A 12,923-nucleotide genomic window follows, 5' to 3' on the forward strand; every position below is an offset into this window, starting at 1 on the left:
TATCGCCTATATGGCATTGCAAACGCGCATTCTGTGGCCGTTTAAACCAGCACAAAGCCTTATAATCAACACCTTACTTCTCAGCTTGGTCGGGTGTTTTATTTATGAAAGTCGCTGATATTCGCGAAAAGTTTCTTGATTTCTTTGCCAGCAAGGGCCACACCATTGTGCCTTCCAGCAGCCTGGTGCCCGGCAACGACCCCACCCTGTTGTTCACCAACAGCGGCATGGTGCAGTTCAAAGACGTGTTCACCGGCAAAGACAAGCGACCCTACACCCGCGCTACTTCCAGCCAGCGCTCGGTGCGCGCAGGCGGCAAGCACAACGACCTGGAAAACGTGGGCTACACCGCGCGCCACCACACCTTCTTTGAAATGTTGGGCAACTTCAGTTTTGGCGACTATTTCAAAGAAAACGCGATTCAGTACGCTTGGGAATTGCTAACTGTTACTTATGGTTTGCCCGCTGAGAAGCTGTATGTGACCGTGTACCAGGAAGACGACGAAGCGTACAACATTTGGAACAAGCAGGTTGGCGTACCCGCCGAGCGCATTATTCGCATTGGCGACAACAAGGGCGCGCGCTACGCGTCCGATAACTTCTGGCAAATGGCCGACACCGGCCCTTGCGGCCCGTGCACAGAAATTTTCTACGACCACGGTCCCGACGTTTGGGGCGGCCCACCCGGAAGTGATCAGGAAGACGGCGACCGCTACATTGAAGTGTGGAATCTGGTGTTCATGCAATTCGACCGCAGCGCCGATGGCGTGTTGCACCCGCTGCCCAAACCCTGTGTAGACACCGGCATGGGCCTGGAGCGCATTGCCGCCGTGTTGCAACATGTGCACAGCAACTATGAAATTGATTTGTTCCAGGCCTTGATCAAGGCGGCGGCGCGTGAAGTGACCGCGCAGGGCAATTTGGTCGAGCTTAGCAACAATTCATTGCGCGTTATTGCCGACCACATTCGCGCCTGTTCATTTTTGGTAGTTGATGGTGTTATTCCCGGCAATGAAGGCCGTGGCTATGTACTGCGCCGAATTATTCGCCGCGCCATTCGCCATGGTTACAAGCTGGGTTGCCGCAAGCCATTTTTCAATGCCATGGTGGGCGATTTGGTCGGTGAAATGGGCGAAGCTTATCCCGAATTGGCCAAAGCCGCCAAGCAAGTGCAAAGCATTCTGAAGGCCGAAGAAGAGCGTTTCTTCGAGACGATTGAAAACGGCATGGCGATTCTGGACTCAGCCTTAGGCGCGCTTCCGAAGGGCGGCATGCTGGACGGCGACACCGCATTCAAGTTGCACGACACCTACGGCTTTCCGTTGGATTTAACGGCCGACGTGTGCCGCGAACGTGAAATGAGTGTGGACGAAGCCGCGTTTGATGAAGCCATGAACAAGCAAAAGCAACAGGCTCGCGCAGCTGGCAAGTTCAAGATGGACGCAGACCTGGCCTACAGCGGCGTGTCTACCGAATTCAAGGGCTACGATGCGCTTGAACTCAGCAACGCCACGGTCACCGCCATTTATGTGAATGGTACGGCCGCCAACAGCATTACCGCCGGGCAGCAAGGCGTAATTGTGCTGGACCAAACCCCTTTCTATGCTGAAAGTGGTGGTCAGGTGGGCGACCAGGGCGAAATTTCAAGTGGCGCAGCTTGTTTGAATTTGTTCCGTGTGGAAGACACTTTGAAAATTCAGGCCAATGTGTTTGGGCACCATGGCGAACTGGTCACCGGTGAACTGAAAGTAGGCGACGCAGTGGGCGCGCAGGTTGACCAACACCAGCGCAACCGCACCATTCGCAATCACAGCGCAACGCACCTCATGCACAAAGCCTTGCGTGAAGTGCTGGGTGAACACGTTAGCCAGAAAGGCTCGCTGGTGGATGCGGAAAAAACCCGCTTCGACTTTGCGCACCACAGCGCCATGACCCCTGAGCAAATTGCTCAAGTGGAACGCATCGTGAACGAAGAAATTCTGGCCAATGCGGAAACGCAAGCCCGGGTGATGGACATTGAAAGCGCGAAAAGCGCAGGTGCCATGATGCTGTTTGGCGAGAAGTACGGCGACACCGTGCGGGTATTGGACATTGGTTCATCGCGCGAACTGTGTGGCGGCACGCACGTGCAGCGCACCGGCGACATTGGTCTGTTCAAAATTACCAGCGAAAGCGGTGTGGCTGCCGGCATTCGCCGCGTGGAGGCCACCACCGGCCTGGGTGCCATGGAATTTGCCCAGAAGGCGCAAGCCCAGGTGGATGCCATTGCGCAAAGCCTGCGCGTGCCAGCAACTGAAGCCACTGTGAAAATTGGCCAGATGATGGACCAGATGAAAAATCTGGAGAAGGAACTGGACCGCTTGAAAAGCAAATTGGCTGCATCGCAAGGTGATGATTTGGCAAGCCAGGCTGTGGATGTAGACGGTGTGAAAGTGCTGGCTGCAAAACTTGAAGGTGCAGATGTAAAACAGCTTCGCGAAGCAGCAGACAAGCTGCGCGACAAGTTGGGCAATGCTGCACTGGTGCTGGCCACCGTGCTGGAAGGCAAGGTCAGCTTGATTGCCTCAGTGAGCAAAGACGCCACTGCGAAAGTAAAGGCGGGCGATTTGGTCAACTTTGTGGCCCAGCAGGTGGGCGGCAAGGGCGGTGGCCGACCCGACATGGCACAGGCCGGTGGTACCCAGCCAGAAAATCTGGATGCGGCTTTGGCCAGCGTGCTTGAATGGGTCAAAAGCAAATAAGTTAGCCAAATAAGCAAGGCAAGCAGCCATGAGCAAAGCCATTTATCAGTTCTGCCCCATGTGCGCCAACAAGCTGCACGAGTTGCAGCATTCCGGGCAGGCAAGAATGGCCTGTGGCAGTTGCAATTTCGTGCAGTGGGGCAACCCAGTTCCCGTGGTGGCTGCATTGGTGGAATACGATGGCAAAGTGTTGCTGGCCCGCAATGCAGCATGGCCGGCGCACTTTTTTGCCTTGATTACTGGTTTTCTGGAACGCAATGAAACACCTGAACAAGGTGCCATTCGCGAATTGAAAGAGGAAACCAACCTGGATGCAGTGGAAAGCAGCCTGATTGGTGTGTACCCCTTTCCCATGAAAAACGAAGTGATTATTTGTTACCACATCAAGGCAGTGGGGCAAATCAGCCTGAGTGAAGAACTGGCTGATTACAAACTGGTAGAACCCGCTGAACTGCGGCCCTGGCGTATGGGCACTGGCTTGGCCATGGCCGATTGGCTTGCAGCGCGTCAGCTGCCTGTCAACTGGATTGAATTAAAATAACGTCATTAAATCAAGCTGTACCAAGGAGCAAAGAGACATGAATTTTGACCGTGAAGTAGATGCCAGTGGCCTGAACTGCCCACTGCCCATTCTTCGAACCAAAAAGGCCCTGGCTGAAATGCAAAGCGGGCAAGTGCTGAAAGTTACCTCGACCGACCCTGGTTCCGTGCGAGATTTCGCCATGTTCGCCAAGCAAACCGGCAATGAATTGATGGAACAGGCAGACATGTCTGGCTCTTTCATTTTTTACATGAAACGCCGCTAAGCGGGCGGGCACCTGGTGAGCGTTGTTCTTGGAAAACCCGAGGTGCCTGCACACTGGTTGCTCGACGCCAACGTGATTTTCTCGGAATGGACGCGTTGGTTACTCGTGGTTTTGGCGCATCGCCACAATGCCACGCTGTACTGGACCCCCCACATTGAAAATGAGTGCTACCGTAATCTGGTGCGCTTAGGCCGCTTGCACCCTGACGACGCACTGGCAGAGCGCCTTGCTTTGCCGGGGCGTTTAAACGCAACCTTGTTGCCGCAGCAGCATGAGCCTTATTTGGCCGATGTAAAGCAGGTTGATGAAAAGGATCGCCATGTGGCCGCAGCAGCTTTGGCCTTGAAGCACCAAATTCAGTCGCCAGTGGGTTTGATTACCTGGAATTTAAAAGACTTTCCGCGAAAGCCACTTTTGAAACTTGGACTGGTCAGGTTTAGTCCCGATGAATTGTGTACGGAATCGTTCAAGGGCACCGAAGACCCCTTGCCTTGCCTGTTACAAACAATTGCGACCATGCAGGCCGAAACCTTGAGCAAGAACTACAACTTTCCGACTGTATATCAAAGCAAGGCGCAAGCACTTCCCGCCACAGAGCAAGACTGGCTTGAGTTCTTGCCCCGCAACCGCATGCACAAAACCGCGAAATTACTTTGTCGCGTAAAAACGGTAACCCGTTCTGGTTAGTCAAAATTTACTTGTCTTGTCTTATCATTGTCATATCCACTGATAATCAAAATTATGTTCAGACTTATCTACACTTCCTCCCAGTCCTCGAGCTTTGATCGCTTGGGCTTCGAGCAATTGTGCGATACAGCATCCAGGAACAACCATGCGGTAGGCGTGGGCGGTTTGTTGTTGTGTAACGACCTGGAGTTCATGCAGTGTTTGGAAGGCCCGCACAATGCCGTGGCCTCGATTTACAAGCGGATTACTCAAGACTCCCGACACACGGACATCCGCCTGCTGATGTCTGAACCTGCATCCGAACGTTTGTTTAACAATTGGTCGATGGTCGGTTTGGCGATCAAGCCAAGGTCTGTCTTGAGCGCAGAACCCATCGCGTATACACTTCTAGATCATCGCTTGTACTGGCCTTGGAAAAGCTTGGGAACCAGTGCAGTTGATTTGATGTTCGAGTATGCCAAAGTCAAATCCGAGCTTGAAAAGGCAGGTGACACCGGCCCCCTCAGCAAGGTATTTGAAGTGTATCAACCATGATGTAAGCAGGTAGCAGTATGACAATTGGTTTTTTTCTTCGCTCAATCTCCCTTTTCGCCATGTTTCCCCTTGCTGTTTATGCCCAAAGCGTGGTCAAAGTGACCCCACTTGGCGGGCAAGAGGGTGAATTTTGCCGTTTCGACCGTGCCATGATTTTTGAAGACCCCAACGGCACCCGCATTTTGTATGATGCGGGCCGAACCGTTGCGGGTGCTGCAGATTCTCGTTTGGGCAAGATTGATGTGGTGTTGATCAGCCACATGCATGGCGACCATTTGGGCGACCGCCACAACCCGACACCGAATGCGGGTAGCTGCGACAAACCCGATATTTCAGTTAGCGCACTGCCCAATTCCAATAGCGTGAACATCGCAGTGAAAACCGGCGCAAAAATAGTAACCGGCAGTGAAATGCCATCCTTTCTGGCCAACAAGCTAAAACAGGCCGGTGGCGATGAAAAGAATTCCATACTGGTTCGATTTGGGGCTATGCAAACCATTGGCGGAGTGGACATTACCACGGTGCCCGCAGCGCACAGCAACGGGATTTCTGGTGACTTCGTGGGCAGCCGCTTGGGCGAATTGTTGAAAGAAACCGGCATAACCGCCTACGCAGGCCCCCCCACTGGTTATGTGCTGAAATTCAGCAATGGTTTGGTGGCTTACCTGAGTGGGGACACGGGTATAACCGCCGAGCAAAAAGAGGTGGTGGGCGAGTACTACAAGCCCCAACTGGCGGTGATGAACATTGGCGACACCTTCACCACCGGCCCGAAAGAAGCGGCTTACGTGGTCAATGAACTGGTCGAACCCAAAGCTGTGATTGCCAGCCACGCCAATGAAGTAGCGACTTCGAATGGCAAGGTAATTGCCGGCACGCGCACGGAACAGTTTATGAAGGCCAGCAAGATGCCTGTGTATGTGCCTTTGAGTGGCAAAACCATGAGCTTTGATGGCAAAGGCAAATGCACTGCAGGCTGCTAAATATTCTGGCAACGCGGCTGTAAAAAAAAGGCACCGAGAAGTGCCTTTTTTTTAATTAACTGGCCTGCCAGCCAGCATTTCTACTTTAGTTTACTGAGTTGGCTTTCAAGCTTTTCCAGTAGTGCACTGAATTCAGCCAAACGCGCTTTTTCCTGGTCCACCACTGCAGCCGGTGCACGGTCTACAAAGCTGGCATTGCCCAGTTTGCCGTTGCATTTGGCAATTTCAGTGCGGATTCTTTCCGCTTCCTTGCCAATGCGAGCACGCTCAGCTTCCACATCGATTTCAATGTGCAGCATCAGTTTTAGTTCGCCGACAATTTGCACAGGCGCCATGGAATCGGCGGGCAGTGAATCGACCACATCAACCTTGCTCAACTTCGCAAGTGCGGCCAATACGGGGCCAGTTTTCTCCAGAAATGCGCGTTGGTCCGCGTTGCCTTCGCAACTGGCAATCAGCGGCGCTTTTTCCGCAGGGCTTAAACCCATTTCACCGCGCAGTGCGCGCACGGCGTCCACAGTTGCTTTCAGTTGGGCCACGTGTGCTTCTGCCTTTTCATCAATGCGGGAAGGCACGCTGACCGGGTAGGCTTGGGTCATCAGGTTGGCTTGCTGGCCTTCCTCGCGGCGGCCTGCCACCACGCTGACTGTTTGCCACAATTCTTCGGTAATGAAAGGAATAATGGGGTGGGCCAAACGCAAAATGGTTTCCAGTACACGTACCAGTGTGCGGCGGGTGGCGCGTTGTTGCGCAGCGCTTCCATTGGCAATTTGCACCTTGGCAATTTCAAGATACCAATCGCAGTATTCGTCCCACACAAACTGGTAAATGCTTTGTGCAATCAGGTCGAACCGGTAGTTCTCGAATCCCTGTGCCACATCGGCTTCCACGCGTTGCAGGGTGCTGGTAATCCAGCGATCGGCTTGTGAAAAGTCAAGGTAGCCACCGGGTGTGCAAGCTTCAGCGTCGTGATCGCTCAAACCACAATCTTGCCCTTCGGTGTTCATCAACACAAACCGGGTGGCGTTCCACAATTTGTTGCAGAAGTTGCGATAACCGTCGCAGCGCTTCTGGTCAAAGTTGATGTTGCGCCCCAATGTGGCCAGGCTTGCGAAAGTGAAGCGCAACGCGTCTGCACCGTAAGCAGGAATGCCGTCCGGGAATTCCTTGCGGGTTTTTTTCTCGATTTTCGGTGCATCTTGCGGCTTGCTCAAACCTGTGGTGCGTTTTACAAGCAGGGTGTCCAAATCGCACCCGTCAATCAAATCCACAGGGTCAAGCGTATTGCCCACGGACTTGCTCATCTTCTTGCCTTCGGCGTCGCGCACCAAACCATGCACATACACGGTGTGGAAAGGCACCTGGCCGGTGAAGTGAGTGGTCATCATGATCATTCGGGCAACCCAGAAGAAAATGATGTCAAACCCGGTGACCAACACCGATGAAGGCAGGAAATGCTTCAACTCGGGTGTTTCGTCGGGCCAACCCAAAGTGCTGAAAGGCACAAGTGCTGATGAAAACCAGGTGTCCAGCACATCATCGTCGCGCTTCAATGCCCCTGTATAACCCGCAGCCGCTGCTTTGCTGCGTGCGTCTTCTTCAGTTCGGGCCACAAACACTTCACCATTTTCGCCGTACCAGGCCGGGATTTGGTGGCCCCACCACAACTGGCGGGAAATGCACCAATCTTGAATGTTATTCAACCATTGGTTGTAGGTGTTCACCCATTGCTCGGGCACAAACTTTACTTGGCCCTGTTCAACCGCATCAATGGCTTTCTGCGTGATGCTTTTGCCGGTGGCGTCGCCTTCGGCGGCTTTTGTCATGGCCACAAACCATTGGTCAGTCAACATGGGTTCAATCACCACGCCGGTGCGGTCGCCTTTGGGCACCATCAGTTTGTGGGGTTTGATTTCACCCAGAAGGCCTTGTTCTTCCAGGTCGGCCACAATCTGCTTGCGGGCCACGAAACGATCCATGCCCACGTACTTGGCAGGTGCGTTTTCGTTGATGGTGGCGTCCAGCGTCAGGATGTTAATCAATTCCAGCTTGTGGCGTTGGCCAACAGCGTAATCGTTGAAGTCATGCGCAGGGGTTACTTTCACCACACCTGTACCGAATGAGCTGTCCACATAATCGTCGGCAATAATGGTCAGTTCACGGTCGCACAAAGGCAGTTTTACTTTTTTGCCAATCAGGTGCTGGTAGCGTTCATCGTCGGGGTGCACCATCACGGCTGAATCGCCCAGCATGGTCTCCGGGCGGGTTGTGGCCACCGTCAGGTGGGTCAGGCCTTTCACTGTATCTGCTTCAAGCAGCGGGTATTTCAATTCCCACAGGTGGCCTTCGGTTTCAACGCTTTCCACTTCGAGGTCAGAAACAGCCGTTTTCAGCACGGGGTCCCAGTTCACCAAGCGCTTGCCGCGGTAAATCAAGCCTTGTTCAAACAGGCGAACAAACACTTCTGTAACTGATTTGGAAAGCGCTGGGTCCATGGTGAAGTACTCGCGTTGCCAATCCACGCTGGCACCCATGCGGCGCATTTGCTCGGTAATTTTGCTGCCGCTTTCGTTTTTCCATTCCCAGATTTTTTCAACAAACTTCTCGCGACCCAGGTCGTGGCGGGTAATGTTCTTCGCGGCCAACTGACGTTCCACCACGATTTGGGTGGCAATGCCCGCATGGTCGGTGCCGGGTTGCCACAGGGTGTTGTGGCCGCGCATGCGGTAGTAGCGTGTTAGCCCGTCCATGATGGTCTGGTTAAACGCATGGCCCATGTGCAGCGTGCCGGTTACGTTGGGTGGTGGCAGCTGAATGCAAAAGTCGGGCTTGCCATCCACTGTGGTCGCCTTGGCATGGCCTTGGCGCTCCCATTCGGGGCCCCAGTGGGATTCAATGGCATTCGGGTCGAAACTTTTGGCGAGGGTCATGGTGAAGACGGTAAAAAATGAGCAATATCAAAGGGAAACTAGCCCAGCATTATAGCCCCCATCGTGGTGAATTCCTGTTTCCAAGTGTCTTCATTCCGTTTTTGCCGCAGTGTAATCCTCCTCTATTCATCAATTTGTAATTGTGTTCGAAGCGCCAGAATGTATGCATATGTCAAGCATTGGGGTTACGGCGTGAGGGGGAGTGCATTCACTGGCGCAGCGGTTAACTTCAAATACATCGAATTGTGAGCGAAAGGGGTTGGTCATGTTAAATACAATAAGTGCACGGTTCAGTGCAAGTTTGATTGCTGTCATATTGATGGCAGTGGGCGTGGGCGCACTTGGCCTGTACAACAGCAAAGTGATTATGGATGCGAATGCCAAGAACGACTTCACGCATCAGGTCATTGAAAATGTGCTGATCTTGAAGGAAAGCATGTTGGCCGTTGAAACTGGCGAGCGCGGTTTTCTATTGCGCGGCGATGAGGCTTACCTTGCGCCCTACAAAACCGGAAAAGACACCATTGAGATAAACCTGAAAGAGACCATGGATTTGACTGCACACAATGAACTGGTTACTACCAGTTTGAAAAAATTCAGGGCACATTACAACACCTGGGTTGACACAGTTATCGAACCCTTGATTGAAACGCGTTATGCAGTGAACGCCGGGCGTTTGACTGAAGAGCAAATGAGCGAGGCCATTGCATCGCGTTCAAGCAAAGATTTAACCGACAAAATGCGCGCTGAATTAAAAATAGTGGAAGAAGAAGAATTCCGCTTGTTGAACGAACGCAAGAAGCTCAGCGAATCCGTCTACGAACAATCCATTGTTTACACGATTGCAATTACCTTGCTTGCGGCCTTGATTGGCCTGGGTTTGAACTGGCTGGTTGCACGCATGTTCAAGCGCAAGCTTGGAGTGGCGAAAGTGCACATTGATGCCTTGGCTGAGGGCAAACTGAACAGCAATATTCAGGTGTCGGGTAAGGACGAAGTGGACCAGTTGATGAAGGCCCTGAGTACTGCACAAACCAATTTACGTGGCTTGATTGATGGAATTCGAGCCTCAACCGTGTCGTTGACCGAGAGTTCCAGCGCAGTGCGTACTTCTTCAGATGAAATGAACAATGCGGCATCAGAACAGGCCGATGCAACCGCCTCCATGGCCGCGGCTGTGGAAGAGCTCACTGTATCGATCAGCCAGATCACAGAAAACTCCAACGATGCATCGCACACAGCCATGCAGGCCAAGGAAGCAGCAGACCAAGGCACGCTGACATTGGGCAAAGTGGTGGAAGGCATCCGGAAAATTGCATCATCTGTGCAGGGCAGCGCAGGCACTGTGCGGTCACTGGAAAAGCAGTCCAATGAGATCTCGGAAATTATTTCTACCATCACTGACATTGCGGACCGCACCAATTTGCTGGCACTGAATGCAGCCATTGAGGCAGCACGCGCTGGTGAGAGCGGCCGTGGATTCGCGGTGGTGGCCGATGAAGTGCGCAAGCTTGCTGAACAAACCAAGGGATCTTCCGAGCGTATTTCAAGCATGGTATTCCAGATTCAAAGCATCACCCAACAAGCGTCGAAGTCGATGGACGATTCAGTGGAAATGGTTCAGCAGGGTATTGAACAGGCCGATTCGGTTTCAGGAACAATTGACCAGATCAAAGCAAATGCGGATCGCGTGAACGAGGCGATTCAGGCCATCACAGTGTCGATGAAAGAACAAAGCAATGTGAGTGTTGAAATTAGTCGGAACGTGGAACGAGTTGCACAAATGACCGAAGAAAACACAGCCGCCATTGCCCAAAACAAACATGTGGCGACACAGATCTCAGATTTGGCGCAGAATTTGACTCAGTCAGTTGCGGTGTTTAAAACCTGATTATTTTTTTAACGCGTCCAGCACAATCTTCTCAAACTCTTGCATAAGCTGGGGTTTGATACGAAGCAGGGCGCGTTCGAACAATTCGGGCAATTGCGCGCGCAGTACTTCAATCTGCGGATCACTTAAACTTCCACTCAAGCGTTCACCGGTTGATTTCTCAATTTCCTGCAAGCCACTTTCAATTACTTCCGTCAGCAAAGGTGGGCCGCCGTCAAAATGCTCGCTCATGTCAAAGGTTCCTTAGCTGTTTGCCCGGTCAAATGTGTTCAGTGGGTAGCCACGTTCTTTGTAGAATTTGTAGCGCTGCCGAGCCAATGCTTTGTTGTCCTCATCAGTGCCCACAATTTCCACCAATCGGTCAAAGCGTGCGAAAAATGGTGGCCACTGATCATCCAGATTAATCAATAAATCGTAATGACTGATGTCGTCGGATTTGTCGGTCAGTACAATGGGGGTATCAAGCACACCAGGGTGACCGGTTACCACATGGGGCAGGAAGTCTTCTTCTGAAAACGTCCAAAGAAGCTTGTCCAGGCTCTCCAGAATTTCAGGTCGGGTGCTGTAACACACCACCTTCAGCCCTTGCCCGTTGTTGTATGCCTTCCGGATTAAGCGGCAGGTATACAACAGATGGTCGGCCACATTCAAATGAAAGTCGATTCGGGTCAATTCAACCGCCTCAGGCCTTCGCGCGCTTCATGACAAATTCAGCCAGCAGTGGTACGGGGCGACCACTAGCCCCTTTGGCTTTGCCGGAATGCCAGGCTGTGCCCGCAATGTCCAGGTGGGCCCAGTTGTAGGCCTTGGCGTATTTTTGCAGGAAACAGGCCGCAGTCACGCTGCCTGCGGGCGGGCCACCAATGTTGGCCATGTCGGCAAAGTTGCTTTTCAGCTGTTCGTGGTATTCCTCGTCCAGCGGCATGCGCCACGCGGTGTCCAATGAGTTTTGTCCGGCTTTCAGGAGTTCATCGGCAAGCTGGTCATCGGGGCTGAACAAGCCTGTATTCACATGACCCAGTGCGACAATGCAGGCACCTGTCAGGGTGGCAACGTCGACAACTGCCGCAGGATTGAAGCGTTCTACATAGGTTAACGCGTCGCACAAAATCAGGCGGCCTTCGGCATCAGTGTTCAAAATTTCAATGGTTTGGCCGCTCATGGAAACCACCACATCGCCAGGCTTACTGGCGTTGCCCGCAGGCATGTTTTCAGCACTTGGAACCACCACAATCAGGTTCAATGGCAACTTCATTTCAACTGCAGCACGCATGGTGCCCAACACGCTGGCTGCGCCACACATGTCGTACTTCATTTCATCCATGCCAGCGCCGGGTTTCAGCGAAATACCACCGGTGTCAAAAGTGATGCCTTTGCCCACCAGCACAACGGGAGCCTCTTTTGGATCCTTCGCACCGTTGTACTTCAGCACAATCAGTTTTGGGGGTTCGCTAGAGGCCTTGCCCACCGACAACAGGCTGAACATGCCCAGTGCTTCCATTTTCTTGTGGTCCAGCACTTCCACGCCAAGTTTGTATTGTTTGGCCATGGCTTTGGCAGTTTCAGCCAGGTAGTTGGGGGTACAGATATTGCCTGGCAAGTTGCCCAGGTCTTTGGTCAGTTGCATGCCATTGCCGATCGCTTGCCCAATCGCAGCGCCTTTTTCCACTGCGTCTTGGGTTGATTTCGTACAGGCCAACTCGAAAGCGGGCGGAGTGGCTGCATCTTCGTCCTGTTTCTTGCAGGCAGAGAAGCTGTAAAAGCTTTCAGTGATGGTTCTTGCACACAAAGCGGCAATTTCTTTTTCGCTACATTTTTTCGGTACTTCCTGATTCAGCGCGAAAAATACTTTGGCAGGCTTCAAGCTCTTTAAAGCCTCGCAGGCACTGCTGGTGGCCTTGCGAAGTACTTTCGTGTTTAGTTTTTCGGCTTCATCCAGACCCACCAGCACATACACAGGTGCACCTGCTTTCGCGGTGTTAAAAATCAGGCGTGTGCTGCCTGAATTTCCTAGGTTTTTGTCGGTTTTACATGCATTGGTCAGCAATCCATCGGTGTCAATGTCGGCGCGTTTTGCAGCTGCGCTGAATTCTCCGCCTTTGTAGATGGCAACAACCGCAACATCGCTTCCTTTTGCAGGCACTGGTCCGCCTGCTGTCACTGCGGCAACAGCGCCACTTCCCGCCTTGAACGAAAACATGGGGGGTGGGGTGGCAATTGTTTTTTTTGCAGTGCGTGTGCTGCTGGGCTTTCTTGCTTTTTGGGTGGCGGGTGTTGTTGTCATGGTGTTCCTTCTTGCGTTTGATGCTCGACCATTCAAAACGAATGCATGCGACAATCTACCATTATTA

11 protein-coding genes are annotated in these 12,923 nt (G+C 52.6%); 7 read left to right on the forward strand and 4 right to left on the reverse strand.

Annotation, left to right across the window (positions count from 1 at the left end):
* Window positions 1-104: 104 nt before the first annotated feature.
* Genes alaS through NSP04_RS06195 form a run of 6 tightly spaced genes read left to right on the forward strand, consistent with a single transcriptional unit; the run spans window position 105 to window position 5,751 of the window.
* Complete coding sequence (alaS, locus tag NSP04_RS06170) at window positions 105-2,741, forward strand: alanine--tRNA ligase (protein ID WP_257511468.1); 2,637 nt, start codon at window positions 105-107, stop codon at window positions 2,739-2,741.
* Window positions 2,742-2,769: 28 nt separating this feature from the next.
* Window positions 2,770-3,282: an NUDIX domain-containing protein gene (locus NSP04_RS06175; protein ID WP_257511469.1), complete on the forward strand. Its 513-nt coding sequence runs from the start codon at window positions 2,770-2,772 to the stop codon at window positions 3,280-3,282.
* Between the two features lie 37 nt (window positions 3,283-3,319).
* Window positions 3,320-3,547 carry a sulfurtransferase TusA family protein gene (locus NSP04_RS06180; RefSeq protein WP_257511470.1) on the forward strand — a complete coding sequence of 76 codons (228 nt, stop codon included), beginning with the start codon at window positions 3,320-3,322 and terminating at the stop codon, window positions 3,545-3,547.
* Between the two features lie 15 nt (window positions 3,548-3,562).
* On the forward strand, window positions 3,563-4,234 hold the full coding sequence (locus NSP04_RS06185; protein WP_257511471.1) for a PIN domain-containing protein: 672 nt from the start codon (window positions 3,563-3,565) through the stop codon (window positions 4,232-4,234).
* A 54-nt stretch (window positions 4,235-4,288) separates the two neighbouring features.
* Window positions 4,289-4,768: a BLUF domain-containing protein gene (locus tag NSP04_RS06190; protein WP_257511472.1), complete on the forward strand. Its 480-nt coding sequence runs from the start codon at window positions 4,289-4,291 to the stop codon at window positions 4,766-4,768.
* Between the two features lie 17 nt (window positions 4,769-4,785).
* Complete coding sequence (locus tag NSP04_RS06195; protein ID WP_257511473.1) at window positions 4,786-5,751, forward strand: MBL fold metallo-hydrolase; 966 nt, start codon at window positions 4,786-4,788, stop codon at window positions 5,749-5,751.
* 80 nt (window positions 5,752-5,831) lie between these two features.
* On the opposite strand, the gene NSP04_RS06200 is transcribed toward NSP04_RS06195, so the two are convergent.
* A complete protein-coding gene (locus NSP04_RS06200; RefSeq protein ID WP_257511474.1) occupies window positions 5,832-8,681 on the reverse strand; it encodes a valine--tRNA ligase in 2,850 nt (949 codons plus the stop codon).
* A 265-nt stretch (window positions 8,682-8,946) separates the two neighbouring features.
* Between NSP04_RS06200 and NSP04_RS06205 the strand changes: the two genes are divergently transcribed.
* A complete protein-coding gene (locus tag NSP04_RS06205; RefSeq protein ID WP_257511475.1) occupies window positions 8,947-10,572 on the forward strand; it encodes a methyl-accepting chemotaxis protein in 1,626 nt (541 codons plus the stop codon).
* Here the strand turns inward: NSP04_RS06205 and NSP04_RS06210 are convergent, their stop codons facing one another.
* The 3 genes from NSP04_RS06210 to NSP04_RS06220 are packed head-to-tail and all read right to left on the reverse strand — an operon-like array spanning window position 10,573 to window position 12,856.
* Entirely contained in the window at window positions 10,573-10,803 is a 231-nt protein-coding gene (locus tag NSP04_RS06210; RefSeq protein WP_257511476.1) for a hypothetical protein, read from the reverse strand. It abuts the gene before it with no gap.
* A gap of 12 nt (window positions 10,804-10,815) precedes the next feature.
* Window positions 10,816-11,244 (reverse strand): DNA polymerase III subunit chi, encoded by a 429-nt coding sequence (locus tag NSP04_RS06215; RefSeq protein ID WP_257511477.1) that lies wholly within the window; start codon window positions 11,242-11,244, stop codon window positions 10,816-10,818.
* Window positions 11,245-11,254: 10 nt separating this feature from the next.
* A complete protein-coding gene (locus tag NSP04_RS06220) occupies window positions 11,255-12,856 on the reverse strand; it encodes a leucyl aminopeptidase (RefSeq protein ID WP_257511478.1) in 1,602 nt (533 codons plus the stop codon).
* Window positions 12,857-12,923 lie beyond the last annotated feature (67 nt).

It is taken from the genome of Limnobacter parvus, from assembly GCF_024623725.1.
Lineage (GTDB): Bacteria > Pseudomonadota > Gammaproteobacteria > Burkholderiales > Burkholderiaceae_B > Limnobacter > Limnobacter parvus.